We start from the raw sequence: 26,463 nt of genomic DNA on the forward strand, positions 1-26,463 counted from the left end.
GGAGACTATCACGGCTCCGAGGCACCCCCGCACACCCGGTCCCGAACCGGGCCGAACTGCCCGCCGGGGCCCGTGACCCCTTCGTGACCTGGTCTTATCCGATTCTCTGCCGAAGAAGGGTGCCGACCTGCCGCACCGCGTCGGTACCATGCTTGAGGCGGATGCAGCTGATCGACACGCCGCAGCGACGTCCACCGACCAGGAGATTCAAGCGGCGAGTGAGGCGGGCAGGTGATGGACAGCCAGCGCAGGCTGGTTCAGCGCATCGAGCGCAAGCTCGAATCCGCCGTTGAGGATGCCTTCGCCCGAGTCTTCGGCGGGGAGGTGCTGCCCGAGGAAGTGGAGGCCGCATTGCGCCGCGAAGCGGCCGCCGAGGTCCGGGCGGTGGCCGGCAATCAGCTTTTGGCGCCCAACGACTACGTCATTACCCTCGCTACCGATGACTACGAGAACGTGAGCGCCGACCAGGATTTGACGGCGGATGCCTTCGCTCGGCATTTGGCCGGATACATCGGCGAACAGGGGTGGCAAACGTATGGTGATGTAGTTGTCCGGTTCGTGCAGGCGGAGAGTCTGCGCACCGGTCAGGTTCGAGCCCGGGGAGCCGTCAACCCCGACGCCGGCACCCACCCGCCGAGCAGTGATTCCATCCCGCCCCGACCCGAGCATGCGGCCACCGCAGAACCAGGAGTACCACCGATGACCGACAACCCGAGCTACCCCGGCGCCCACGGGCAGGACCGACCCGCCGACGACTACTACGACGCGCGCTACGGACGGCAGGACGACCCGCGGAGCCAGGAGCCCCGGGGTCCCTACCCGCCGGAGCCGGACCCGTTCTCGCCGGACCCGCGCGGCGGCTACCCCGACCAGGGGCAGGGCGGTGGCTACCCCGATCAGGGGCAGGGCGGTTACGGCGCACCGCCGCGGCGGCCCGAACAGGGCGGTTACCCGCCCCAGGGCGGCGGCTACAACCAGTCCTACGAGCAGCGCCCACCGAGCGGCTACGGCGCGCCCGGCGGTTACGACCAGGGCTACCCCGCCCAGCAGCCGGCCCCCGGATACGGCCCGGGCGGCGGCGCTCAGCCCGGTTACGGCGACCACGGCGGCGACTATGACCGTCCGTCGGACCGCCCGTCGGACCGACCCGCCCCGCGGCACGACGACTACGGCTACCCGGATCAGGGCGGCCCGTCGTACCCCGACCAGGGCGGTTCGGCCTACGGCCGGCAGGACTACAACCAGCCCAGCAGCCAGCCCGACTACGGCCAGGCCGCTGGCCAGCAGGATTACGGCCAGGCCGGTGGCCAGCAGGATTACGGCCAGTTCGGTGGCCAGCAGGATTACGGCCAGGCCGGTGGCCAGCAGGATTACGGCCAGTTCGGTGGCCAGCAGGATTACGGCCAGGCCGGTGGCCAGCAGGATTACGGCCAGTTCGGTGGCCAGCAGGATTACGGCCAGGCCGGTGGCCAGCAGGATTACGGCCAGCCCGACTACGGCCAGCCCGACTACGGCCAGCAGGACTACAACCAGCAGGACTACAACCAGCAGGGTGGGCAGCAGGACTACCGCTACCCCGACGCGCAGGGCGGCGGCGGTGGCAGCTACGACTACGGCCAGCCGCCCGCGGCCGGCGGCTATGACGGCGGCTACGGCCAGCGCGGCTACTCGGCGCCGGCGGCGGTCACCCTGCAGCTCGACGACGGCAGCGGCCGCACCTACCAGCTGCAGACCGGCACGAACGTGATCGGCCGCGGCCAGGACGCCCAGTTCCGGCTGCCGGACACCGGGGTTTCCCGGCGCCACTTGGAGATCCGCTGGGACGGCCGGGTGGCCCTGCTCTCCGACCTCAACTCCACGAACGGCACCACCGTCAACAACGCACCGGTTCAGGAGTGGCAGTTGGCCGACGGCGACGTCATCCGGGTGGGCCACTCCGAGATCATCGTCCGGGTGCACTGAGGCCCGCCGAATAATCCGCCGCCGTCGAAGGCAGGCCGCTTTGTCCTACGTCGACCGGCATCAAAGTATCGTGACCTTGCCGATGTGCGCTCCCGTGACGTGCACGACCCGGAACGCACGAGAACGGAGGGGACGCCGGATGCAGGGACTGGTACTGCAACTGACGCGTGCCGGATTTCTGACGCTGCTGTGGCTGTTCATCTGGTCCGTGCTGCGCGTGCTGCGGACCGACATCTACGCGCCCACCGGCGCGGTGATGGTGCGCCGCGGATTGTCGATCCGGGGTGTGCTGCTGCCGTCCCGCGGGCAGAACGCCACGGCGCGCCACCTGGTGGTCACCGAGGGGCCGCTGACCGGGTCCCGCATCGCGCTCACCGATCAGCCGGTGCTGATCGGCCGGGCCGACGACTCCGCCCTGGTGCTCACCGACGACTACGCGTCGTCGCGGCACGCCCGACTGTCTCCACGGGGGTCTGAATGGTATGTCGAGGACTTGGGCTCGACCAACGGCACCTACCTTGACAGGGTGAAGGTGACCACAGCGATACGGGTGCCCATCGGAACGCCGATCCGGATCGGCAAGACCGCAATCGAGCTCCGCCGGTGAACCTGGTACTGCGATACGCCGCGCGCAGCGACCGCGGCCTGGTGCGCTCCAACAACGAGGACTCGGTGTACGCCGGGCCCCGGCTGCTGGCGCTGGCCGACGGCATGGGCGGGCACGCGGCCGGTGAGGTCGCCTCCCAGCTGGTGATCGCCGCCCTGGCCCACCTCGACGACGACGAGCCCGGCGGTGACCTGCTGGCCAAGCTGGAGACGGCGGTGGGGGAGGGCAACGCGGCGATCGCCGGATACGTCGAGGAGCACCCCGAACTCGAGGGCATGGGCACGACGCTGACCACGATCCTGTTCGCCCCGCCGCGGCTGGGCCTGGCCCACGTCGGCGACTCCCGCGGCTACCTGCTGCGCGACGGCGAACTCACCCAGATCACCAAGGACGACACCTTCGTCCAGACGCTGGTCGACGAGGGCCGGATCACGCTGGAGGAGGCGCACAGCCATCCGCAACGGTCGCTGATCATGCGGGCGCTCACCGGCCACGAGGTGGAACCGACGCTGACCATGCGCGAGGCGCAGGCCGGGGACCGGTACCTGCTCTGCTCCGACGGGCTGTCGGACCCGGTCAGCACCGAGACCATCCACGAGGCGCTGGAGATCCCCGACGTCAACGACTGCGCGCTGCGGCTGATCGAACTGGCGTTGCGCGGCGGCGGCCCCGACAACGTCACCGTGGTGGTGGCCGACGTCGTCGACGTCGACTACGGCCAGACCCAGCCGATCCTGGCCGGCGCGGTCTCCGACGACGAGGAGCACCTGGTCGCGCTGGACACCGCCGCCGGCCGCGCCTCGGCGATCTCGCCGCGCAAGGTCGTCGCCAAGCATCCACTGCCGCAGATCGAGGTGCACGCCCGGCCGCCCCGCTCCAAGCGCCGCAAGTTCATCCTGGCGGCACTGGTGCTGGCGGTGCTGGTCACCGGGCTGGTGGTCGGCAACGTGATCATCCGCACCAACTACTACGTCACCGCCTACGGCGGCACGGTGGCGATCATGCGCGGGGTGCAGGGCTCGATCCTCGGCATGCCGCTGCAGCAGCCCTACCTGCTGGGCTGCCTCGACGGTCGCGGCGACCTGGTGCAGATCAGTTACAAGCAGTCCGGCGACAACCTGGACTGCCGGCTGATGACCCTGCAGGATCTGCGGCCACCGGCCCGCCAGCAGGTGTCCAACGGCCTGCCCGCCGGCACCCTGGACGACGCGATCGCCCAGCTGCGCAACCTGGCCCGCGACTCGCTGCTGCCGCCGTGCGCGTCGCCGAAGACCGGCTCGTCGAACACCCCGAAAGCCAACCCGGACCAGCCGGCCGGGGGAGCACCCGGCGCCGCGGCGCCCCAGCCGTCCAACCCGACCAGCGCACCGGCGGCCCCTGGGCCGGGAATCGACTGCCGGGCGGTCTCATGACGACAGAGCTGCAACCCGCGGTCACGCTGACGCCGGTGCTCCCGGATCGTCGTAACGCCGAACTGCTGCTGCTGTTCTTCGCCACCACGATCACGACGGTGGCACTACTGATCGTCGAAGCCAACCACGAGAACGGCGTCCGGTGGGATCTCGCCGGGTACACGGCGGCGTTCCTGGTGCTGGCGGTCGCCGCCCACCTGGCGATCCGGCACTGGGCCCGCTACGCCGACCCGCTGCTGCTGCCGGTGGTGGCGCTGCTCAACGGGCTCGGGCTGGTGATGATCCACCGGATCGATCTGGGAATCACCGCCGACGGGGCCGAGTCGCACACCGGCGCCGGTGCGCAGCTGCTGTGGACCCTGGTCGGGGTCGGCGCGTTCACCGCGGTGCTGGTGCTGCTCAAAGACCACCGCCACCTGTCCAGCAGCGGGTACGTCTGCGGCCTGGCCGGCCTGGTGCTGCTGGTGATTCCCGCCCTGCTGCCGGCGTCACTGTCCGAGCAGCAGGGCGCCAAGATCTGGATCCGCCTGCCCGGCTTCTCGATTCAGCCGGCGGAGTTCTCCAAGATCCTGCTGCTGATCTTCTTCGCCTCGGTGCTGGTGGCCAAGCGGCGGCTGTTCACCAGCGCCGGCAAGCACGTGCTGGGCATGAACCTGCCGCGCCCCCGCGACCTGGCGCCGCTGCTGGCCGCCTGGGTGATCGCGGTCGGGGTGATGGTGCTGGAGAAGGACCTCGGCACCTCGCTGCTGCTGTACACGTCGTTCCTGGTGGTGGTGTACCTCGCCACCCGCCGGCTCAGCTGGACGGTGCTGGGGCTGCTGCTGTTCGCGGTGGGCAGCATCGTCGCCTACTTCCTGTTCGGCCACGTCCGGGTGCGGGTGCAGACCTGGCTGGATCCGTTCGCCGACCCCGACGGCACCGGCTACCAGATGGTGCAGTCGCTGTTCAGCTTCGCGACCGGGGGCATCTTCGGCACCGGCCTGGGCAACGGGCAGCCCGACTACGTGCCGGCCGCGTCGACGGACTTCATCATCGCCGCGTTCGGTGAGGAGTTGGGCCTGGTCGGGCTGGCCGGCGTCCTGATCCTGTACACGATCGTGATCGTGCGGGGCATGCGCACCGCGATCGCGGTGCGCGACAGCTTCGGCAAACTGCTCGCGGCGGGCCTCTCCGCCACGCTGGGCATCCAGCTGTTCATCGTGGTCGGCGGCGTCACCAAGCTGATCCCGCTGACCGGGCTGACCACCCCGTGGCTGTCCTACGGGGGGTCATCGCTGCTGGCCAACTATGTGCTGCTGGCGATCGTGCTGCGCGTCTCGCACGCGGCCCGCCGGCCGCTGAGCACCCGGCAGATCTCGCCGGCCGGCCGCGGCGACACCGGGACGGCGGTGATCGAGCGGATATGAACACTTCGTTGCGTCGGGTCACGATGGCCCTGATGGCGCTGGTCGTGCTGCTGCTGGCCAACGCCACCCTCACCCAGGTCTTCACCGCCGACGGGTTGCGCGCCGACCCGCGCAACCAGCGGGTGCTGCTCGACGAGTACTCCCGGCAGCGCGGTCAGATCACCGCCGCCGGGCAGCTGCTGGCGTATTCGGTGGGCACCGACGACCGGATCAAATACCAGCGGATCTACCCCGACCCGGCGGTGTACGCCCCGGTCACCGGCTTCTACTCGCTGCGCTACTCCAGCAGCGGGCTGGAGCGCGCCGAGGACAGCGTGCTCAACGGGTCCGATCCACGACTGTTCGGCGTGCGGCTGGCCGATTTCTTCACCGGCCGCAGCCCGCGCGGCGGCAGCGTGGAGACGACGATCGTCCCGCGGATGCAGCAGGCCGGCTGGGATGCGATGCAGCGGGGTTGCGCCGGCGGCTGCCGCGGCGCGGTGGTGGCGCTGGAGCCCGCCTCCGGCAAGATCCTGTCGCTGGTCTCGGCGCCCTCCTACGACCCCAATCTGCTGTCCTCCCACGACTCGGCGGAGCAGGGCGAGGCGTGGCAGCGGCTGCGCGACAACCCGGCGTCGCCGCTGACGAACCGCGCGGTCAGCGAGACCTACCCGCCCGGTTCGACGTTCAAGGTGATCACCACCGCGGCGGCGCTGCAGGCCGGTATCGACGTCAACGAGCAGTTGACGGCCGCGCCGCGGATCCCGCTGCCGGACAGCACGGTGGCGCTGGAGAACTTCGGCGGCGCCGCCTGCGACCCCCACGAGCGGACAGTGCCGCTGCGGGTGGCGTTCGCCCGGTCCTGCAACACCGCGTTCGTGCAGCTGGGCATCCGGACCGGCGCCGACGCGCTGCGCAGCACCGCGCGGGCCTTCGGGCTGGACACCGCCGTCGACCCGGTCCCGCTGCAGGTGGCCGAATCGACCGTCGGCCCGATCACCGATGCCGCTGCGCTGGGGATGACGAGCATCGGCCAGAAGGATGTGGCGGTGACGCCGCTGAGCAACGCCCTGATCGCGGCGACCGTCGCGAACGGCGGGGTGACGATGGCGCCCTACCTGGTCGACGGACTCGACGGTCCCGACCTGACGACCATCTCCTCGACCGGACCGCGGGAGCTGCGGCGTGCGGTGTCCCCGCAGGTCGCGGCTAAGCTGACGGAGCTGATGATCGATGCGGAGAAAGGCACACGCCAGGAGGGGGCCATACCCGGCGTGGTGATCGCCTCCAAGACCGGGACCGCCGAGCACGGCGCCAACCCGCAACGCACCCCGCCGCACGCGTGGTACATCGCGTTCGCCCCGGCCCAGGCCCCGAAGGTGGCGGTGGCCGTGGTGGTCGAGGACGGCGGGGACCGGCTGGACGCCACCGGCGGTTCACTGGCCGCGCCGATCGGCCGCGCCGTCATCCAGGCAGCCCTGCAGGGGCGGCCATGAGTCCTCAGGTGGGAGCGGCGCTCGCCGGGCGCTACCGATTGCAGCGGCTGATCGCCACCGGCGGCATGGGCCAGGTGTGGGAAGCGGTCGACAACCGGCTCGGCCGGCGGGTCGCGGTGAAGGTGCTCAAGCCGGAGTTCTCCTCCGACCCGGAGTTCATCGAGCGGTTCCGGGCGGAGGCCCGCAACACCGCGATGCTGAACCATCCCGGCATCGCGGCCGTCCACGACTACGGCGAGACCGAACTCGACGGCGAGGGCCGCACCGCGTTCCTGGTCATGGAGCTGGTCAACGGCGAACCGCTGAACTCGGTGCTCAAGCGCACCGGGCGGCTGTCGCTGCGGCATGCGCTGGACATGCTCGAACAGACCGGCCGGGCGCTGCAGGTCGCGCACAGCGCCGGCCTGGTGCACCGCGACGTCAAGCCGGGCAACATCATGATCACGCCCACCGGCCAGGTGAAGATCACGGACTTCGGCATCGCCAAGGCGGTCGACGCCGCGCCGGTCACCCAGACCGGAATGGTGATGGGCACCGCGCAGTACATCGCGCCGGAGCAGGCGCTGGGCCAGGACGCCACCGCTGCCAGTGACGTGTACTCGCTGGGGGTCGTCGGCTACGAGGTGCTGTCCGGGCGACGGCCGTTCACCGGCGACGGCGCCCTGACCGTCGCGATGAAGCACATCAAGGAGCCGCCGCCACCGCTGCCGGCGGAACTGCCGCCCAACGTGCGGGAACTGATCGAGATCACGCTGGCCAAGAACCCCGGTATGCGATACCGCAGCGGCGGTCCGTTCGCCGACGCGGTCGCCGCGGTCCGGTCCGGCCGCCGACCGCCGCGTCCCAGCCAGTCGATGCCGCCGGGGCGCGCCGCGCCGTCGTCGATCCCGTCCGGCACGGCGGCCACCCGGGTCGCACCGCCGGTGTCGGCCCGGGCCACCGCCGCCCGGCGGGCGAGCACCGGCAACCACCGGCCGCCGGCGCCGGCGCGACGCACGTTCACCGCCGGTCAGCGCGCGCTGCTGTGGGCGGCCGGCGTGCTGGGCACCCTGGCGATCGTGATCGCCGTGCTGATCGTGGTGAACGCGAAGAGCCCGGGCGGCTCACTGGCGCCGGCCACCCCGACCGTCACCGAGACCACCACACCGTCGGCCACCTCATCCGACACGGCACCGCCCGCTCACCCCTCCGGATGGACGCTTCGATGACCACCCCGCAGCGACTCTCCGACCGCTACGAACTCGGTGAGATCCTCGGGTTCGGCGGAATGTCGGAGGTGCACCGCGCCGTCGACACCCGCCTGCACCGGGATGTCGCGGTCAAGGTGCTGCGCGCCGACCTGGCCCGCGACCCTAGCTTCTACCTGCGGTTCCGCCGGGAAGCGCAGAATGCCGCCGCGCTGAACCACCCGGCGATCGTCGCGGTGTACGACACCGGGGAGGCCGACACCCCGGCCGGCCCGCTGCCCTACATCGTGATGGAACTGGTCGAGGGCGTCACCCTGCGCGACATCGTGCACAGCGACGGCCCGATGCCGCCGATGCGGGCGATGGAGGTGATCGCGGACGCCTGCCAGGCGCTGAACTTCAGCCACCAGCACGGCATCATCCACCGCGACGTCAAGCCGGCGAACATCATGATCGACAAGCACAACGCGGTGAAGGTGATGGACTTCGGGATCGCCCGCGCGATCTCCGACGCCGGCAACAGCATGACCCAGACGGCGGCGGTGATCGGCACCGCGCAGTACCTGTCACCCGAGCAGGCCCGCGGCGAGACCGTCGATGCCCGCTCCGACGTGTACTCGCTGGGCTGCGTGCTCTACGAAGTCCTCACCGGCGAAGCGCCGTTCGTCGGCGACTCCCCGGTCGCGGTGGCCTACCAGCATGTCCGGGAGGACCCGGTGCCGCCGTCGCAGCGCCACCCGGGCCTGCCCGCCGATCTGGACGCCGTGGTGCTCAAGGCGCTGGCGAAGAATCCGGACAACCGCTATCAGACGGCCGCCGAGATGCGCGCCGACCTGGTCCGGGTCCACAGCGGCGAGCGGCCCGAGGCGCCGCGGGTGCTGACCGAGGCCGATCGTGCGTCGATGCTGGCCCCGCACCGGCGCGGTGAGGACGGCAGCCCGCGCACCGACCCGCTGCCCCGCACGCACCTCGACTTCACCAGTGAGCGGCCCGGGTCGATCGGCCGGTGGCTGGTGGCCGCGGCGGTGCTGGCGGTGCTGACCGTGCTCGTCACGGTGTCGATCAACAGCTTCGGCGGCCGGATGCACAAGATTCAGGTGCCCGACGTGCACGGGCAGTCGTCGATGGACGCGATCGCCGAGCTGCAGAAGCGCGGCTTCAAGACCCGCACCGAGCAGCAGGCCGATTCGACCGTCCCGCCGGACCACGTGATCAGCACCGATCCACCGGCCAACGCACCGGCGAACAAGGGTGACCGGATCACCGTCAACGTCTCCTACGGCCCGGAGCAGCGACAGCTGCCCGATGTGGCGTCGCTGAGTTACGCCGACGCGGTCAAGAAGCTGACCGCCGCCGGGTTCGGGAAGTTCAAGCAGGTGGATTCACCGTCCACCCCGGAGTTGAAGGACAAGGTGGTCGGGACGAACCCGGCGGCCAACCAGACGACCGCGATCACCAATGAGATCGTCATCGTGATCGGTACCGGGCCCGCCGCCAAGCCGGTGCCCGACGTCACGGGCCAGTCGGTGGACCTGGCCCGCAAGAACCTGACCGTCTACGGCTTCACCAAGATCACCGAGGTGACGGTGGACAGCCCCCGGCCGGCCGGCGAGGTGATCGGCACCGGCCCGCCCGGCGGCGACACCGTGCCGATCGACTCGGTGATCGAGCTGCGGGTGTCCCGCGGCAACCAGTTCGTCATGCCGGACCTGTCCGGGATGTTCTGGACCGACGCCGAACCGCAACTGCGGGCACTGGGGTGGACCGGGATGCTGGTGAAGGGCGCCGATGTCGACGCCGGTGGCCAGGGGCACAACCGGGTGATCTTCCAGAGTCCGGGTGCCGGGCAGGGCGCCAACCTCGACGGCAACATCACCCTGCGCTTCGGGCAGTGACCCCGCAGCTGCTCGGCGGCGGCTACGGCGCGCTGACCGGTGCGGGCGGTCGGACCGTGCGTACCGTCGCGGCCAGTTCCGCCTCCAGGCCGCGCACCCGCTCGTCGAGCGCGGCGGCGCCGCCGGCGTAGCCGCAGTCGCCCAGCCAGTTGGCCAGCATCCGGTGGCCGCCCTCGGTGAGGATGGACTCCGGGTGGAACTGCACGCCGTGGATCGGCAGGTCGGTGTGGCGCACCGCCATGATCACGCCGCCCCGGGTGCGGGCGGTGACCTCCAGCTCGGCCGGCAGAGTCTCGGGCAGGATCGTCAGCGAGTGGTAGCGGGTCGCGGTGAACGGGTCGGGGACACCCTTGAGCACGCCGGTGTCACTGTGGAACACCGTGCTGGTCTTGCCGTGCAGCAGTTCCGGCGCCCGGTCGACGGTGGCGCCGAACGCGACGCCGATGGCCTGGTGGCCCAGGCAGACGCCCAACAGTGGCACCCGTGCCGCGGCGCAGGCGCGGACCAGGCCGATCGAGGCTCCGGCGCGCTCGGGCGTACCCGGCCCGGGGCTGAGCAGCACCCCGTCGAACTCGGCCGCCACCCGGTCCAGGGCGGCCGCATCGGCCAGCCGGGCGTCGTCGTTGCGCCACACCGTCGCCGTCACGCCCAACTGGCCCAGGTACTGCACCAGGTTGAACACAAAGCTGTCGTAGTTGTCGACGACCAGAATCCGCACGACTGTCAGGCTACCGTCGCGGGATCAGTAGTCGACCGGCCCGGCCGGAACCGCGTACCGCATCCGCGTCGGTCCGGTGGCGCCGACCACCTCCAGGTCCGCGCCGGGCTGCTCGGTGTAGCCGAGCCCGAACCGGATCACGTACTGCTTGTACAGCGACACCAGCGGCGCATCCGCCAGCGCGGCCTGCATGGCGGCGGTGTCGCCGATCGCGGTTACGACGTAGGGCGGGCTGTAGGTGCGGCCGCCGAGCAGCAGGGTGTTGCCGACGCAGCGCGGCGCCGAGTCGGCGATGATCCGCTGGTCCTGCACCTGGATGGCCTCCGCACCGCCGCGCCACAGCGCGTTGATGACCGCGGAGATGTCCTGCTGGTGCACCACCAGGTCGTCGGGGGAGGCGTCCCGCGGGAAGCGGCCGTTGGCGTCGCGTTGCGCGTCGGTGAGCGTCACCACCAGGCCCGGGCCGCGCAGCGCCGCCAAGCCGGCCACCTCCGCCAGTTCCTCGGACCGGTGCCGCATCGCCGACAGGGCGGCGCCGGCACCGCGGCCGTGCACCGCCCCGATCCCGCCGGCCAGATCGTCGCGGGTGACGGTGAGCTCCTCCACCGCGGCCTGCGTCAGGCGCACCTGGTCGACCAGGCGGGGGGCGTCGCCGCGGCGGATCTCGTCGCCACCGGACACCCCGTGGGTGGCCGAGAGCAGCAGTCCGGCCAGCAGGCAGACCAGCGGCACACCGAACCGCCACGGTGAGCGGTGCGGGCCGGGCCGCGGTGAATCCGGTGCCATCGGCTCTCCGATTCAGGACTGGGGGCGGGGCTGGGCTAATCTCGTACCGACCCATCCTCGCAGCTTCACGGCCGCACTGTCCCGAGGTACCCGATGCCCAAGTCGAAGGTTCGCAAGAAGACCAGCTTCACCACCTCCTCTTCGGTGAGCCGTACGCCGGTCAAGATCACCGGTGGACCGTCCAGCGCGTGGTTCATCGCGCTGTTCCTCGGTTTGATGCTGTTCGGGCTGGTCTGGCTGATGGTGTACCAATTGGCGGCGACCGGCCTGGACGCTCCGGCGGCGCTGCTGTGGATGGCCGAGCTCGGCCCGTGGAACTACGCGATCGCGTTTGCCTTCATGATCTCGGGTCTGTTGCTCACGATGCGCTGGCGCTGAGCCGCGACCGGCTGAGAAATCGGTTACGTCTGCCTGTGCGCTATGCCCGCTTGGTAACCAAGCGATTGCTCAATAACAACGATGTGATTCATCCCCAGTGTGGATAACAGCTGTGGATGACTTCGAACGGGCAGGTCGAAATGACTGACAACCCAACGCAGCAAACACAGTGGGCGCCGCGGACGTCCGGGATCGCCGGTTGCGCGCTCGCCGGCGCGGTGTTAGCTATCACTGCTGTGACGCTCGCCACAGACCTGCCCGGGCGGCTGCTGGGCGGCGTAGCCGGGGTGGGTCTGCTGGTGTTTGCCGGATCGTCCTGGCGGGCCCGGCCCAAGCTGGCGATCACCGCCGACGGCCTGGTGCTGCGCGGATTCTGGCGCACCCGGGTGCTGCGGCCCGCCGATCTGCGCCGAATCCGGATCACCGAATTTCAGCGCCTCGGGCGCAAGCAGCGGCTGCTGGAGATCGAGACGCACGACGACCACCTGGTGCTGCTGTCCCGGTGGGACCTGGGCACCGACCCGCTCGACGTGCTCGACGCGCTCACCACAGCCGGCTACGCCGGACGCTGAGCAGCGTCCGGCGTAGCCGGTGCGGGAACGTCAGGAGATGGTGATCGACTCGATCACGACGGCCTCGGTGGGCCGGTCGCTGCGGTCGGTCGCGGTGGTGGCGATGGCGTCCACGACGCGCTGCGAGTCCGCGTCGACGACCTCACCGAAGATGGTGTGCTTGCGGTTCAGGTGCGGGGTCTGCCCGACCGTGATGAAGAACTGCGAGCCGTTGGTGCCGGGGCCGGCGTTGGCCATCGCCAGCAGGTAGGGCTTGTCGAAGACCAGCTCGGGGTGGAACTCGTCCTCGAACTTGTAGCCCGGGCCGCCGCGGCCGGTGCCGGTCGGGTCGCCGCCCTGGATCATGAAGCCCTCGATCACCCGGTGGAAGACCGCACCGTCGTAGAACGGGCCGGACGTGCTGCCGGAGGCGTTCGTCGTCGAGTACTCCTTGGTGCCCTGTGCCAGCCCGACGAAGTTCGCGACGGTCTTGGGCGCGTGGTTTCCGAACAGCGCGATCTTGATGTCGCCGCGGTTGGTGTGCAGCGTGGCGGTTCCGGTGGCAATGGGGCTGTTGGTCATGGGTGCACAGTCTGCCATTGCCGTCGCCGTGGGCTGCGTCACGGGTGCTGTTCCCGGCTTCCACGAGCGTGCCGAGTCGTCCGGGGTGTCCTGCGGGTTCGGCGGTGAACCGGGCACAGTCACGCCGACGGGAAGGGGTTGTGGAGCCTAGGAGATTCGAACTCCTGACATCTGCCTTGCAAAGGCAGCGCTCTACCAACTGAGCTAAGGCCCCGCGGGGGTCATGGTGGGCCTAGGAGGACTCGAACCTCCGACCTCTTCGTTATCAGCGAAGCGCTCTAACCACCTGAGCTATAGGCCCGTAAGTCACGGGGTGACCGAGCGACGAGATTACCGCACCCGGGTCCCCGCACCCAAAACGCCTTGTCGGGGACCCGGAATCGGGGCTCAGTCGCGGTCGGCCAGGGTCACCTCGACACCTCCGACCACGTCGGTGCTGAGGTTGTAGATGACCGCGCCGATCGTCGCCATCGCGGTCAGCACGACGATGTTCACCAGGCCGATCAGGGTGGCGCCGCCGAAGATGGATCCGGTGGAGATCATCTCCGAGGCACTGTCGCCGGTGTTCATCAGCTCACCGAAGTTGCTGTTCAGCTTGCTCCACACGCCCATGGCACCCAGCAGCAGGTAGAGGATCGCGACGGCGATCATCCAGACGAAGAACAGCGCCACCGACAGCAGCAGCGAGACCTTCAGCGCGCTCCACGGATCGATCCGGCGGATCTGCATGCTGGCCCGCAGCGGGCCGCGGGGCCCGGCCGCCGCCTGTGGCCGCCGGCCCAGCGTCGGCATCCGCGCCGCGGGCGGGCCGGACAGGTCCGGCAGTTCGCTGCCGTAGGCGTCGGCCGCGGCCGGCACCTCGGCGCGCACCGGCTCCGGCGGGGCCGGGGCGGCCGGCTTAGCAGGTGGCACCGGCTTGGCGGGCTGCTGCACCGGTTCGTTGACCGGCTCGGGCGCCGGTGCCGGCTGCGGCGAGCCGGGGGCGGAGGTACCCGACACGAAGCGCCGCACCCGCTCGTCGACACCGGGGGAGCGACCGGCGGGCGGTGCCGCCGGGGCCCGCCCCTGGCCGCGCTGCCACGGCGGTGGCTCACCGGTCTCGGTGATGCGGCCGGGCCGGCCCGCCGGGCGCCCGGACGGGTCGGCCGGGCCGTTTCGCGGTGCGGTCTTACCCGCGCCCTGCCCCGGCGGTCCCGGGTCCTTCGGTCCAGTCACCCACGGCTCCTTAGCTCGCCCCGTTTCACCGGGTGGTCGGGTCAGCTACCCGCCTCGTCATTGCTTGCCTCTTCGCCGGCCGTGTCTTCTTCGGCCGCCTCTTCGTCGGCGTTTCGCGCAATGGCTAACAGTGTGTCGCCCTCGCCCAAGTTCATCAACCGAACGCCCTTGGTCTGCCGGCCGGCTTTGCGGACCTGTCGGGCCGCGGTGCGGATCACGCCGCCGTTGGAGGTGATGGCGTAGAGCTCGCTGTCCTCGTCGACGATCAGCGCCCCGACCAGCGAACCGCGCTTGGCGTCGTACTGGATCGTCAGGATGCCCTTGCCGCCGCGGCCCTGCGCGGTGTACTCCTCGATCGCCGTCCGCTTGGCGTAGCCGCCGGCGGTGGCGACCAGCAGATAGGTGTCCGGCTGGACCACGTTCAGGCTCAGCAGCCGGTCGTCGGCGTTGAACCGCATGCCCTGCACGCCGGAGGTGGCCCGGCCCATCGGCCGCAGCGCCTCATCGGTCGCCGAGAAGCGGATCGACTGGCCGTTGGCCGACACCAGGAGCAGGTCATCGTCGGCCGAGCACAGCACGGCGCCGACCAGTTCGTCGCCGTCGCGCAGGTTCACCGCCACGATGCCGCCGGACCGGTTGGAGTCGAAGTCGGTGAGCCTGGACTTCTTCACCAGCCCGTTGCGGGTGGCCAGCACCAGGTACGGCGCGTCCTCGTAGGTCTTGAGCTGGATGACCTGAGCGATCCGCTCGCCGGGCTGGAAGGCCAGCAGGTTGGCCACGTGCTGACCGCGCGCGGTCCGCAGCGCCTCGGGCAGCTCGTAGGCCTTGGCCCGGTACACCCGGCCGTGGGTGGTGAAGAACAGGATCCAGTCGTGGGTGGAACAGACGAAGAAGTGCGCGACGATGTCGTCGGCCTTCAGCCCGGCACCCTGCACACCCTTGCCACCGCGCTTCTGGCTGCGGTACAGGTCGGTCTTGGTGCGCTTGGCGTAGCCGGTCTCGGTGATGGTGACGACGACGTCCTCGCGGGCGATCAGGTCCTCGTCGCTGACCTCGCCGTCGGCAGCGATGATCCGGGTGCGACGGTCGTCGCCGAACTTCTCGACGAGCTCGGCGAGTTCGTCGTGCACGATCCGGCGCTGGCGCTCCGGCTTCTCCAGAATGTCCTTCAGGTCGGCGATCTCGGCTTCGATCTTCGCCAACTCGTCGATGATCTTCTGGCGTTCCAGGGCGGCCAGCCGGCGCAGCTGCATGTCGAGGATCGCCTGCGCCTGGATGTCGTCGATGTCCAGCAACTCGATCAGGCCCGCGCGGGCGATGTCGACGGTCTGCGACGCCCGGATCAGCGCGATGACCTCGTCGAGGGCGTCGAGCGCCTTGACCAGGCCGCGCAGGATGTGCGCGCGCTCCTCGGCCTTGCGCAGCCGGTAGCGGGTTCGGCGGACGATCACGTCGAGCTGATGCGCCACGTAGTAGCGGATCATCTGGTCCAGCCGCAGGGTGCGCGGCACCCCGTCGACGATCGAGAGCATGTTCGCGCCGAAGCTGGTCTGCAACTGGGTGTGCTTGTACAGGTTGTTCAGCACGACCTTGGCCACCGCGTCGCGCTTGACCTCGACGACGATCCGCAGGCCCACCCGGTCGCTGGACTGGTCCTCGATGTTGGCGATGCCGGCCAGCTTGCCGTCGCGGACCTGCTCGGCGATCGAGGTGATGAAGTTGTCGTGGTTGACCTGGTAGGGGAGTTCGGTGATGACCAGCAGGGTGCGGCCCCGCGAATCCTCCTCGATCTCGACAACGCCGCGCATCCGGATCGAGCCGCGGCCGGTGCGGTAGGCGTCGCCGATGCCCTGCGAGCCGACGATCAGGCCGGAGGTGGGGAAGTCGGGTCCCTTGACCCGCTCCATCACCGCGGCCAGCGTCGCCTCCTCATCGGCGTCGAAGTGCTCCAGGCACCAGAACACCGCCTCGGCGAGTTCGCGCAGGTTGTGCGGCGGGATGTTGGTCGCCATGCCGACCGCGATACCGCCGGAGCCGTTGGCCAGCAGGTTCGGGAACCGGCTGGGCAGCACCGTCGGCTCCTGCACGCGCCCGTCGTAGTTCGGGATGAAATCGACTGTCTCCTCGTCGATTTCGCGTAGCATCTCCATGGCCAGCGGGGTGAGCCGGGCCTCGGTGTACCTCATCGCGGCAGCGGGGTCGTTGCCCGGTGAGCCGAAGTTGCCCTGGCCGTCGACCAGTGGGTAGCGCAGCGACCACGGCTGGGCCATCCGCACCAGGGTGTCGTAGATCGACGCGTCACCGTGCGGGTGGTAGTTGCCCATCGTCTCGGCAACCGAGCGTGCGGATTTCGCGTGGCTCCGGTCGGGCCGGAACCCCGAGTCGTACATGGCGTAGAGCACCCGGCGGTGCACCGGCTTGAGGCCGTCGCGCACCTCCGGCAGCGCGCGGCCGACGATCACGCTCATCGCGTAGTCGATGTAGCTGCGCTGCATCTCCTGCTGGATGTCGACGGGCTCGATCCGGTCCACCGAATCGCCGTCGGGGGGCAGGGTGGTGTCAGTCATCTATTCCTCGTTCGGGTCGGCCGGAGGTGTGAAGGCAGGTTTGGTGTCGCTAAACATCAAGGAAGCGAACGTCTTTCGCGTTCCGAGTGATGAAGCTGCGGCGTGCCTCGACGTCCTCGCCCATCAGGATCGAAAACAGTTCGTCGGCTGCGGCGGCGTCGTCCAGGGTGATCTGGCGCAGCACCCGGACGGTCGGGTCCATCGTGGTCTCCCAGAGTTCCTTGGCGTCCATCTCGCCGAGACCCTTGTAGCGCTGAATGCCGTCGTCCATGTTGATCTTCTTGCCGGCCGCCTTGCCGGCCTCCAGCAGGCCGTCCCGTTCCCGGTCGGAGTAGGCGAATTCGGAAGGGGTGCCGCGCTGCCACTTCAGCTTGTAGAGCGGCGGCTGCGCCAGGAAGACGTGGCCGTGCTCGACCAGGGGGCGCATGAACCGGAAGAGCAGGGTCAGCAGCAGCGTGGAGATGTGCTGCCCGTCGACGTCGGCGTCGGCCATCAGCACGATCTTGTGGTAGCGCAGTTTGGCCAGATCGAACTCGTCGTGAATACCGGTGCCCAGCGCGGTGATGATCGCCTGGACCTCGTTGTTCTTCAGCACCCGGTCGATGCGGGCCTTCTCGACGTTGATGATCTTGCCGCGCAGGGGCAGGATCGCCTGGAACATCGAGTCGCGACCGCTCTTGGCCGAGCCGCCGGCCGAATCCCCCTCCACCACATACAGTTCGCACTTGCTCGGGTCGTTGGAGCGGCAGTCGGCGAGCTTGCCGGGCAGGCCGCCGAGATCGGTTGCGCTCTTGCGCCGCACCAACTCTCGCGCCTTGCGCGCGGCCAGGCGAGCCTGCGCCGACGACACGGCCTTGTTGATGATCGTTTTCGCCTCGGCGGGGTTCGCCTCGAACCAGTGCGACAACTCCTCGTTGCAGACCTTCTGGACGAACGACTTCACCTCGGTGTTGCCGAGTTTCGTCTTCGTCTGGCCCTCGAACTGCGGCTGCGAAACCTTCACCGAGATGACCGCGGCCAGGCCCTCCCGGATGTCGTCACCGGTGAGGTTGGGGTCCTTGTCCTTGAGCAGCTTCTTGTCTTTGGCGTACTTGTTGACCACGCTGGTCAGCGCCGACCGGAAGCCTTCCTCATGGGTGCCGCCCTCGGCGGTGTTGATGGTGTTGGCGAAGGTGTGCACCGACTCGGAGTAGCCGCCGTTCCACTGCATCGCGATCTCGACCTCGTGGCCGGTGCCCTTGCCGTCGAAGTCGACGATCGTGGGGTGGATCGGGGTCTTGCTGCGGTTGATGTGCTGCACGAAGTCCCGCAGACCGCCCGGGTAGTGGAAGATGCGGTGCTTGACCTTGTGCGGGGCGACCGCCTCGGCGGCGCTCGCCTCGGCGGATTTGGGCGCCTCGGCGGTGTCGCTGACCACCTCGTCGACGACCTCTTCGGTGCGGACCCGCTCATCGGTGAGCTCGATGGTCAGGCCCTTGTTCAGGAACGCCATCTCCTGCAGGCGTCGGGCCACCGTCTCGAAGTCGTAGTTGGTGGTCTCGAAGATGTCCGGGTCGGCCCAGAACCGGATCGTGGTGCCGGACTCCGTCGTCTCGCCGCCCTTGGTCAGGGTTCCCGGCACCGACTTGTCGTAGGTCTGATGCCATTCGCTGCCGTCCCGGCGGATGTCGGCCTCCAGGCGGGTGGACAGCGCGTTGACGACGGAGACGCCGACGCCGTGCAGTCCGCCGGAGACCGAGTAGGCCCCCTCCTCGAACTTGCCGCCGGCGTGCAGCACGGTCATCACCACGTCGACGGTCGGCACACCGGTGGCGTGCATCGCGACCGGAATGCCACGGCCGTCGTCGGTGACCTCGACGCCGCCGTCCTCGAGGATCCGCACCGAGACCTTGCTGGCGAAGCCGGCCATCGCCTCATCGACGGCGTTGTCGACGACTTCCCAGATCAGGTGGTGCAGACCGCGCTCACCGGTGGAGCCGATGTACATGCCGGGGCGTTTACGGACGGCCTCCAGGCCTTCGAGCACCTTGATCGAATCCGCACCGTACTGTTGTTGGGCAGCCACGTTGGACGGGTCTCCTTGGGGTTGGCGTGCACGCGGCTGCGGGCACCGCAGCAGGTGATCCAGCACAGTCTACCTGTAATGACGGTCCGCACCGGATTTCCCGCGGTGTTTCCGGCCAGCTATCCGCGCCGTGTGGTCAATAATTCGATCCGGGCCGAGTCCAGTCGCCGGTCAGGGGTCGGAATCCGTTTGTGGCGGCAATCAGCCGACCGAATCGTCCGGTCAGCCGTAGGTGTCCCGGGGGCCGCGGCCGGAGATGTGCAGCGGTCCCTTCCGCCAGGACGGCGCCGTCGGCCCGGTGATCCGCAACGTGGTGACGACGCCGTCACCGACCGCCGCCGCGATCTTGGCCAGCAACTGGGCCTGCACCATCCGCAGTTGGGTGGCCCAGGCGGTGGATTCCGCCGTCACGCTGAGCACACCGTCGGACAGCTTGGTCGGGACGGCATGCGCGGCGATGTCCTCCCCGACGACGGTGCGCCACCGGCCGAGCACGGTTCCCTCGGCCACCTGCGCCGACCAGCCCCGCGACTGCGCCAGATCGCGGGTCGCGGCGGCGAGCGGTTGCGGGTCACGGCGATCCGGGCCCGGTCCCGACCAGGACCGCCGCCCGCCGCCGGCGCCGGGCTCCCGGCGGCGGACCGGGGACCGGCGACCGCGACCGACATCCTTACCCTGACTGCGGGCGGCGTCTCGGGCTTCGGCCAGGGTGCGGCGCACCAGATCCATCCCGGTCAGCCCGGCCAGGTGATCCGGCGGGCCGGTCTCCCCATCGGGGCTGCCGGCGGCGTCGCCGTCGTCGGCGGTCATGAGGGGGCCAGTTCCGACAGCCGGCCGTCGTCGGTCTCGGTGACCTCGATGCGGATCTGGCGGGCCTGCCACTCGCCGGGCACGTCCTCCGGTACCGCCGCCGTGACCAGCACCTGCTCGGCGGCGCCGGCGACGTCGGCCAGCGCGGTGCGGCGCTTGCTGTCCAGTTCGGCGAAGACGTCGTCGAGCAGCAATACGGGTTCGGCGCCTTCGCTGCGCAACAATTGGTAGGCCGCGAGCCGCAGTGCCAGCGCCATCGACCAGGATTCGCCGTGACTGGCGAAGCCCTTCACCGGCCGGCCGCCGAGCTGCAACTCCAGTTCGTCGCGGTGCGGTCCGACCAGGCAGACCCCGCGGTCGAGTTCCGCGGGTCGGCGCCTGCCCAACTCCGCCAGCAGCAGCTCGCGTAGCTCCGCGGCGTCGGCGGCCGCGCCGATCTCCAGTTTCGGCCGGTAGGCGATGTGCGCCGGCCGGGTCCCCGGGGCCAGCAGCTCGTAGGCCTTCGCCACCTCCGGCATCAACTGGTTGACCAGGTCGATCCGGGCGGCCATCAGCTCCGAACCGTGCTGCGCGAGCTGCCCGTCCCACACGTCGAGCGTGTCGAGCACCGAACGGTCGCCGCGGTGCACGGCGCCGGCTGCACCCTTGAGCAGGGCCGTGCGCTGCCGCAGCACCTTCTCGTAATCGGCTCGGACACCGGCGATGCGGGGACGGCGCACGCTGGCGAGTTCGTCGAGGTAGCGGCGGCGTTCCCCGGGATCCCCGCGGACCAGCGCCAGATCCTCAGGGGCGAACAACACCGCCCGCAGCACCCCGACGACTTCCCGCGAGTTGCGGACCGGCGCCCGGTTCAGCCGCACCTTGTTGGCCCGGCCGGCGACGATCTCCAGGTCGACGGCGAGTTCCCGGCCGTCGTTGACGACGATCGTGGACACCACGGCCCGGTCCGCGCCGGAACGGATCAGCGGTGCGTCGGTGGCCACCCGATGCGACCCCAGCGTGGACGAATACCACAGGGCCTCAATGATATTGGTCTTGCCGTACCCGTTCGGGCCGACGAGTACCGTCGGCCCCTGCTCGAGGTCCAGGTCGACCTGGGCCCACGATCGGAAGTCGCGTAATCCCAAGTGCCGCACGTACACTGAGGAATCCACCCCCTCCTGGCAGCGATCAGCCGGGCAGCCGGACCGGCATCAACAGGTAGACGTACTCCGACGGGCCGGCCGGGAACGGGCCGTCGCCGGTCGGCTGCGGGTCGTCGTCCCGGGCCGGGCGCAGCACGGCGGGCTTCTTCGGGTCGGTGAACCCGATCGACACCCGGTCGCTGTGCAGTGCGGCCAGCCCGTCGGTGAGGTACGTCGGGTTGAACGCAATGGTCAGCGGGGTGCCGGCGAATTCCACCTGCAGGTCTTCCTCGGCAGCGCCGAAGTTGTCGGCGCTCGCCGACAGCCGCAGACTGCCCTCGGAGAGCTCCATCCGAACCTGGGTGCCGCGGTCGGCCACCAGGGCGACGCGTTTGATCGCCTCGATCAGCTCACTGACCCCCATCGTGGCGATCGCGGTGTGCTCGCTGGGCAGCAGCTGGCGAAACTTCGGGAACTCGGCGTCGAGCAGTCGTGTCGTGCTGCGTTTGCCGCCGCTGGTGATGCCGAGCAGCCCGTCGGTGCCCACCTCGGATCCGGCACCCAGCGCCAGATGCACCTCGGTGCCGTCCGCACTCGCCTTCGCCGCCTCGGCCAGCGTCTTCGCCGGCACCAGCACCGCGGCCTCCGTGCCGGGCGCCGCCGACCAGGTCAGCTCCCGGACGGCCAGACGGAATCGGTCCGTTGACGCCAAAACCACTGCGTCGCCGGAGATTTCGACGCGAATACCGGTCAGCATCGGCAGGGTGTCATCCCGGCTGGCGGCCACCGCGACCTGGGAGATCGCCTCGGCGAACAGGTCACCGGCCAGCACCCCGGTCTCGTCGGGGAGCGTCGGCAGCGTGGGGTAATCCTCGACGGTCATGGTCGGCAGCGAGAACCGGGCGTTACCGCAGGTCAGGGACACCCGACCGGATTCGACGTGGACGTCGACGGGCTTGGCCGGCAGGGCCCGGGTGATGTCGGACAGCAGCCGACCGGACACCAGAACACTTCCCGGAGAAGCGATTTCAGCAGCGAGCTGGACTTCGGAGGAGACGTCGTAGTCGAATCCGGAAACCGTCAGCCCGGAGTCGGTGCCGGTCAGCAGCACGCCGGCCAGCTGGGGGATCGTCGGACGGGCGGGTAACGCCTTGGCCACCCAGGCAACCGCGTCGGCGAAGCCGTCCCGGTCCAGGCGGAACTTCAAATCTGTCAGACCAGCGTTCATCGTCGCCGCGTCCATAGCGTCCTCTCGTCACCTCGATATCGAGTTCCACCCCCAGCGGCGAGCACCCCCGCATGCGGGTAGCGCCCACGACAAGCGCAAGGGCGGTAGGGAACCAACCGTAGAGCCTGACGGGCTGTCGTGAAAGTTAAACAACAACACCGACGGCCTGCGGCGGACGGGTGCCCGAAGGGGTCCGGGCGAAGGTGTGCACAGGCCCCGAGGCACGGAATCCCCACCCGCCTGCTTTTAAGAGAAATCGATGGAGATACATCAGTATTAGTAGTAAGGCCTGTGGAGTCTGGGCACAGCCGGGCGTCGTCGCAGTTGACAGCGGTGCGGCGGCTGGGGATGAGTCGTGAGTGACGGCCGGATGCGCCGGCGGCGGCTGTGCATAGAACCGGCGTTGTGGATGCGGGGCTGTCCGGCTGTGGTTTGTTCGACAGGTTCTCCGCAGGGCTGTCCACAGGCCCGAGGGGTAACGGGTGGTGCGAGTGTGATGGAAGTTTTTTTCCAGAATCCCGCGGCGGAACGGTTGAACTCAGCGCTTGGCGCGCTGGCGGATGCGGGTGGTGAGCTCTTTGACCTGATCGAAGACCTCACGGCGCTCGGCCATCTCGCCGCGGATCTTGCGTTCGGCGTACATGACCGTGGTGTGGTCGCGGCCGAACGCCTGACCGATCTTGGGCAGTGACAGGTCGGTGAGCTCGCGGCAGAGGTACATCGCGATCTGGCGGGACTGGGCCAGCGGCCGGGTCTTGCCCGGTCCGCGGAGCTCCTCGACGGTGATGTCGAAGTACTCGGCGATGACCGCCATGATGATGGCCGCACTGATCTGCATGGAGCTGGCGTCGGCGATCAGGTCCCGAAGGACGATCTCGGCCAGTGACCGGTCGATCGGCGTCTTGTTCAGCGATGCGAACGCGGTCACCCGGATCAGCGCACCTTCGAGTTCGCGGATGTTGCGCTCGATGCTGGTGGCGATCAGTTCCAAGACGTCACTGGGGACATCGAGGCGTTCCAACTGCGCCTTCTTGCGCAGGATCGCGATCCGGGTCTCCAGGTCGGGTGGTTGGACGTCGGTGATCAAGCCCCACTCGAAGCGGGTGCGCAGCCGGTCCTCCAGGGTGGCGAGCTGTTTGGGTGGCCGGTCGGAGGTGATGACGATCTGCTTGTTCGCGTTGTGCAGGGTGTTGAAGGTGTGGAAGAACTCCTCCTGGATGCCTTCCTTGCCTTCAATGAATTGGATGTCGTCGACGAGCAGCACGTCGATCTCGCGGTAGCTGCGCTTGAACGCCACCTTGCGGTCGTCGCGCAGCGAGTTGATGAAGTCGTTGGTGAATTCCTCGGTGGAGACGTACTTGACGCGCATCCCGGGGTAGAGCCGCTGGGTGTAGTTGCCGGCGGCGTGCAGCAGGTGGGTTTTGCCTAGACCGGATTCACCCCAGATGAAGAGCGGGTTGTAGGCCCGGGCCGGGGTTTCGGCGATGGCCAGGGCGGCGGCGTGGGCGAACCGGTTGGAGGTGCCGATGACGAACGAGTCGAAGGTGTAGCGCCGATTCAGGGTCGCGCCGTCGGCGGTGACGGAGTCGTCGCTGGGCCGCTCGGTGAAATAGGTCGGCCAGTCGTATTCGACGTCGGTGACGACGGCGTCCTCGTCGGCCTCGTCGGCGGCCGGTTTCGCAGGGGTCTCGGGCTGGTCGACGGTGTCGGTGCCGGCCGGGGTCTCGCTCGGGGGAGCGATGCGCACGCCGAGCTCGATCGGCTGACCGAGGCGACGGGTCAGGGCTTCGGTGATCTGCGGCCGCAGGTGACGTTCGATCTCGTTCTGGACGAAACTGCTGGGTACGGCCAGCAGTGCGAAACCCTCGACGATCGCCAGCGGGTGAACCAGATTGAGCCAGGCCTTCTGCTGCGGGGTCAGCGGTTTATCCGGTCGATCGACGCCGTCGTCGCCGTTGAGTTCGGCGACGACGTCATCCCAGAGGGCGAGAAAGGCCCCGGGCTCATCCGTCAATGCCAGATCTCCCTGGTTCGGCGTCGTGGGCTGTCTGCATACTGCCGCACCATGCTATCCACACGGTTATCCACAACTGTGGATGAGGTGCGGAATTCGGGTATCGAACTGCGTTGCCGGGTTTGCGATGACTGGCGCCCTTGACAGTCGGTGGGCGTCGCCTGCGCCGGCAGGGGACGCGTGATCTTTGTCCGTGGTGGGTTGCCGTCCGGGTGTGGAGGGCGTTGAAGCAAGAAGTTAACAGGTTTTCCATGGGTCGACCACCGTTTTGCTGGACGATTTTCGTCGGGACCCCGGCAGGCCGTAAATAGAGTTGCCGGTGGTGTCATTGATGAATATGAGATGAGTTTGTGACCGCATCCGGGCGAGGTTTGACCCGGCGAAGCGGCATCAGTACCCTCGAACAGTCGCCCGAACGTTGGCGATACGGCTGCGACCGGCCCCCGGGCCGGAGGTCGCGCCGGTTACGAGTGAGACGCAGCGAGACTTATCGAGCGCGTCGCCCGCCACGACACAGCGGATCTCCGGTGTGCGGGGTGGATGCGGCGCCAGAAGCAGCAAGGAGATTGTGCCGTGGCCAAGGGCAAGCGGACCTTCCAGCCCAACAACCGGCGCCGGGCCCGGGTTCATGGATTCCGGTTGCGCATGCGCACGCGTGCCGGCCGCGCCATCGTCTCCGCCCGGCGGGGCAAGGGCCGGCGCTCGCTGACTGCCTGAGTACGGGCAGCACGCAGGTGCTTCCCGCGGAATACCGGATGCGCCACTCGGCCGAGTTCGGGCCGACGGTGCGGTACGGCCGACGGGCGGTGCAGGCCGACATCGTGGTGCACGCGCGACCTGGCGGCGATGATGATCCCACAGCAACCCCCAAGGTTGGTTTGATCATCGCGAAGTCGGTCGGTGGCGCGGTGGACCGGCACCGGGTGGCACGGCGGCTGCGGCACGTCGCACGCGGACTGCTCTCTGAGCTGCGACCCGGCGAACACGTTGTGATCCGTGCGCTGCCCAGCAGCAACCTGGCTAGTTCCGAACAGCTGAGCCGACAACTGCGGGACGGACTGCATGCAGCGCACCGTCCGAGCGGATCGAGACGATGATTGCGGTGGGCCGGCTCAAGACCGCGCCGGTGCGAGCGGTGATCTACGTGATCCAGCTGTACCGGCACATGGTCTCCCCGCTGCGGTTGCCCAGCTGCCGATTCACCCCGACCTGCAGCCAGTACGCGGTGGACGCGCTGGGGGAGTACGGACTGATCAAGGGTTCCTGGCTGGCGATGGTGCGACTGGCGAAGTGCGGCCCGTGGCATCAGGGTGGCTGGGATCCGATACCGGACAAGCAACGGGAGAGTGAGTCGGTTGTTTAATTGGCACAGTCTGGACTGGGTCTACTATCCGGTGTCGGGCATTATGTGGTTGTGGTACAAGGCTTTTGCCCTTGTACTGGGACCCACGAACTTCTTCGCCTGGGCACTGTCGGTGATGTTCCTGGTGTTCACCCTGCGGGCGATCCTCTACAAGCCGTTCGTCAAGCAGATCCGCACGACCCGGCAGATGCAAGAACTGCAGCCGCAGATCAAGGCGCTGCAGAAGAAGTACGGCAAGGACCGCCAGCGGATGGCGCTCGAGATGCAGAAACTGCAGCGGGAGCACGGATTCAACCCGATCCTGGGTTGCCTGCCGATGCTCGCGCAGATCCCGGTGTTCCTCGGGCTGTACCACGTGCTGCGCTCGTTCAACCGGACCAGCAGCGGCATCGGCCAGCTGGGGCTGTCGCCGGAGCAGAACCGGCAGTTGGGCAACTACTTCTTCACCGCCTCCGACGTCGGGAACTTCCTCGACGCCAACCTGTTCGGGGCACCGCTCGGCGCGACGATGATTCAGCGCACCGGTCTCGATGCCTTCACCGAGTTCAGCCGGCCGGCGGTGATCCTGGTCGGGGTGCCGTTGATGATCGCCGCGGGCATCGCGACCTACTTCAACAGCCGGGCGTCGGTGGCGCGGCAGAGTCCCGAAGCCGCGGCCAACCCGCAGACGGCGATGATGAACAAGCTGGCGCTGTACGTCTTCCCGCTCGGCGTCGTCGTCGGTGGGCCGTTCCTGCCGCTGGCGATCATCATCTACTGGTTCTCGAACAACATCTGGACGTTCGGACAGCAGCACTACGTCTTTGGCTTGATCGCCAAAGAGGAGGAAGCGAAGAAGGACGAGGCGCTGCGCCGGCGATCGGCGAACGCGCCCGCGCCGGGAGCCAAGCCCAAGCGGGTGGCCCGGCCCGAGACCGACGGGGATGGACCGGTCGTGGTCGACGCGGAGGATGCCGCTGACGTCACCGGATCGCGTGACGGAACTGCGGCCCGTGAGACCGCCAAACGCAATCCCGGCAAGCCCCCGGCCCGCGGTGGCCGACCGGGCGCCGGATCCAAGCCGAAGAAGCGCAACCGGTAATCGGTTCGCGTCACAAGTCCAACCGGTGAGCAGCCGG

General features: G+C 69.1%; 23 protein-coding genes and 2 tRNA genes. 13 read left to right on the forward strand and 12 right to left on the reverse strand.

Annotated features, from left to right (window positions below; genetic code table 11):
• Nucleotides 1-234: 234 nt before the first annotated feature.
• The 7 genes from KIH27_RS09120 (at nt 235) to pknB (ending at nt 9,944) form a co-directional block, all read left to right on the forward strand.
• The gene (locus tag KIH27_RS09120) at nt 235-1,962 is read left to right on the forward strand and encodes an FhaA domain-containing protein (RefSeq protein ID WP_214092622.1); all 1,728 of its coding nucleotides are present in this window, start codon (nt 235-237) and stop codon (nt 1,960-1,962) included.
• 139 nt (nt 1,963-2,101) lie between these two features.
• A complete protein-coding gene (locus KIH27_RS09125) occupies nt 2,102-2,569 on the forward strand; it encodes an FHA domain-containing protein FhaB/FipA (protein WP_214092623.1) in 468 nt (155 codons plus the stop codon).
• Nucleotides 2,566-3,981, forward strand: a complete 1,416-nt coding sequence (locus tag KIH27_RS09130; protein ID WP_214092624.1) for a PP2C family protein-serine/threonine phosphatase — start codon at nt 2,566-2,568, stop codon at nt 3,979-3,981. Before KIH27_RS09125 ends, KIH27_RS09130 begins: the two co-directional genes overlap by 4 nt.
• Entirely contained in the window at nt 3,978-5,387 is a 1,410-nt protein-coding gene (locus KIH27_RS09135) for an FtsW/RodA/SpoVE family cell cycle protein (protein ID WP_214092625.1), read from the forward strand. The genes KIH27_RS09130 and KIH27_RS09135 overlap by 4 nt, the downstream gene beginning before the upstream one ends.
• On the forward strand, nt 5,384-6,862 hold the full coding sequence (gene pbpA, locus KIH27_RS09140; protein ID WP_214092626.1) for a D,D-transpeptidase PbpA: 1,479 nt from the start codon (nt 5,384-5,386) through the stop codon (nt 6,860-6,862). Before KIH27_RS09135 ends, pbpA begins: the two co-directional genes overlap by 4 nt.
• Nucleotides 6,859-8,070, forward strand: a complete 1,212-nt coding sequence (locus KIH27_RS09145) for a protein kinase domain-containing protein (RefSeq protein ID WP_214092627.1) — start codon at nt 6,859-6,861, stop codon at nt 8,068-8,070. The genes pbpA and KIH27_RS09145 overlap by 4 nt, the downstream gene beginning before the upstream one ends.
• Nucleotides 8,067-9,944 carry a Stk1 family PASTA domain-containing Ser/Thr kinase gene (pknB, locus tag KIH27_RS09150; protein ID WP_214092628.1) on the forward strand — a complete coding sequence of 626 codons (1,878 nt, stop codon included), beginning with the start codon at nt 8,067-8,069 and terminating at the stop codon, nt 9,942-9,944. Before KIH27_RS09145 ends, pknB begins: the two co-directional genes overlap by 4 nt.
• A gap of 22 nt (nt 9,945-9,966) precedes the next feature.
• On the opposite strand, the gene KIH27_RS09155 is transcribed toward pknB, so the two are convergent.
• Together KIH27_RS09155 and KIH27_RS09160 are read right to left on the reverse strand one after the other, a co-directional pair.
• Nucleotides 9,967-10,662, reverse strand: a complete 696-nt coding sequence (locus tag KIH27_RS09155) for an aminodeoxychorismate/anthranilate synthase component II (RefSeq protein ID WP_214092629.1) — start codon at nt 10,660-10,662, stop codon at nt 9,967-9,969.
• Between the two features lie 24 nt (nt 10,663-10,686).
• Nucleotides 10,687-11,448: a DUF881 domain-containing protein gene (locus KIH27_RS09160; protein ID WP_214092630.1), complete on the reverse strand. Its 762-nt coding sequence runs from the start codon at nt 11,446-11,448 to the stop codon at nt 10,687-10,689.
• Between the two features lie 93 nt (nt 11,449-11,541).
• On the opposite strand from KIH27_RS09160, the gene crgA reads away from it, so the two are divergent.
• A complete protein-coding gene (gene crgA / locus KIH27_RS09165; RefSeq protein ID WP_214092631.1) occupies nt 11,542-11,826 on the forward strand; it encodes a cell division protein CrgA in 285 nt (94 codons plus the stop codon).
• Nucleotides 11,827-11,966: 140 nt separating this feature from the next.
• Nucleotides 11,967-12,398 carry a PH domain-containing protein gene (locus KIH27_RS09170; RefSeq protein ID WP_214092632.1) on the forward strand — a complete coding sequence of 144 codons (432 nt, stop codon included), beginning with the start codon at nt 11,967-11,969 and terminating at the stop codon, nt 12,396-12,398.
• 30 nt (nt 12,399-12,428) lie between these two features.
• Here the strand turns inward: KIH27_RS09170 and KIH27_RS09175 are convergent, their stop codons facing one another.
• The 10 genes from KIH27_RS09175 to dnaA all read right to left on the reverse strand — a co-directional run bounded on the left by KIH27_RS09175 (nt 12,429) and on the right by dnaA (nt 23,982).
• Nucleotides 12,429-12,977: a peptidylprolyl isomerase gene (locus tag KIH27_RS09175; protein ID WP_214092633.1), complete on the reverse strand. Its 549-nt coding sequence runs from the start codon at nt 12,975-12,977 to the stop codon at nt 12,429-12,431.
• 123 nt (nt 12,978-13,100) lie between these two features.
• Nucleotides 13,101-13,173: transfer RNA gene (locus tag KIH27_RS09180), tRNA-Ala, on the reverse strand.
• Nucleotides 13,174-13,183: 10 nt separating this feature from the next.
• Nucleotides 13,184-13,260, reverse strand: a tRNA-Ile gene (locus KIH27_RS09185).
• Nucleotides 13,261-13,346: 86 nt separating this feature from the next.
• Nucleotides 13,347-14,174, reverse strand: a complete 828-nt coding sequence (locus tag KIH27_RS09190) for a DUF3566 domain-containing protein (protein ID WP_214092634.1) — start codon at nt 14,172-14,174, stop codon at nt 13,347-13,349.
• 41 nt (nt 14,175-14,215) lie between these two features.
• A complete protein-coding gene (gene gyrA, locus KIH27_RS09195) occupies nt 14,216-16,741 on the reverse strand; it encodes a DNA gyrase subunit A (RefSeq protein WP_214092635.1) in 2,526 nt (841 codons plus the stop codon).
• 49 nt (nt 16,742-16,790) lie between these two features.
• Nucleotides 16,791-18,806, reverse strand: a complete 2,016-nt coding sequence (gene gyrB, locus KIH27_RS09200) for a DNA topoisomerase (ATP-hydrolyzing) subunit B (protein WP_214092636.1) — start codon at nt 18,804-18,806, stop codon at nt 16,791-16,793.
• Between the two features lie 222 nt (nt 18,807-19,028).
• Nucleotides 19,029-19,616 (reverse strand): DUF721 family protein, encoded by a 588-nt coding sequence (locus tag KIH27_RS09205; protein ID WP_214092637.1) that lies wholly within the window; start codon nt 19,614-19,616, stop codon nt 19,029-19,031.
• Nucleotides 19,613-20,758 carry a DNA replication/repair protein RecF gene (gene recF / locus KIH27_RS09210; protein ID WP_214092702.1) on the reverse strand — a complete coding sequence of 382 codons (1,146 nt, stop codon included), beginning with the start codon at nt 20,756-20,758 and terminating at the stop codon, nt 19,613-19,615. Before recF ends, KIH27_RS09205 begins: the two co-directional genes overlap by 4 nt.
• 28 nt (nt 20,759-20,786) lie before the next feature.
• Nucleotides 20,787-21,983 carry a DNA polymerase III subunit beta gene (gene dnaN, locus KIH27_RS09215; protein WP_214092638.1) on the reverse strand — a complete coding sequence of 399 codons (1,197 nt, stop codon included), beginning with the start codon at nt 21,981-21,983 and terminating at the stop codon, nt 20,787-20,789.
• Nucleotides 21,984-22,506: 523 nt separating this feature from the next.
• Entirely contained in the window at nt 22,507-23,982 is a 1,476-nt protein-coding gene (gene dnaA, locus KIH27_RS09220) for a chromosomal replication initiator protein DnaA (RefSeq protein ID WP_214092639.1), read from the reverse strand.
• Between the two features lie 573 nt (nt 23,983-24,555).
• Between dnaA and rpmH the strand changes: the two genes are divergently transcribed.
• From rpmH to yidC, 4 genes are read left to right on the forward strand one after another with little or no spacing between them, the layout of a single operon-like run.
• Nucleotides 24,556-24,699, forward strand: coding sequence for a 50S ribosomal protein L34 (gene rpmH / locus KIH27_RS09225; RefSeq protein WP_073695092.1), 144 nt, complete (start codon nt 24,556-24,558; stop codon nt 24,697-24,699).
• A gap of 17 nt (nt 24,700-24,716) precedes the next feature.
• Nucleotides 24,717-25,079, forward strand: coding sequence for a ribonuclease P protein component (gene rnpA, locus KIH27_RS09230; protein WP_214092640.1), 363 nt, complete (start codon nt 24,717-24,719; stop codon nt 25,077-25,079).
• The gene (yidD, locus tag KIH27_RS09235; protein ID WP_214092641.1) at nt 25,076-25,345 is read left to right on the forward strand and encodes a membrane protein insertion efficiency factor YidD; all 270 of its coding nucleotides are present in this window, start codon (nt 25,076-25,078) and stop codon (nt 25,343-25,345) included. Before rnpA ends, yidD begins: the two co-directional genes overlap by 4 nt.
• The gene (yidC, locus tag KIH27_RS09240) at nt 25,329-26,426 is read left to right on the forward strand and encodes a membrane protein insertase YidC (protein ID WP_214092642.1); all 1,098 of its coding nucleotides are present in this window, start codon (nt 25,329-25,331) and stop codon (nt 26,424-26,426) included. Before yidD ends, yidC begins: the two co-directional genes overlap by 17 nt.
• Nucleotides 26,427-26,463 lie beyond the last annotated feature (37 nt).

The sequence above is a fragment of the Mycolicibacter acidiphilus genome (assembly GCF_018455725.1).
GTDB lineage: Bacteria > Actinomycetota > Actinomycetes > Mycobacteriales > Mycobacteriaceae > Mycobacterium > Mycobacterium acidiphilum.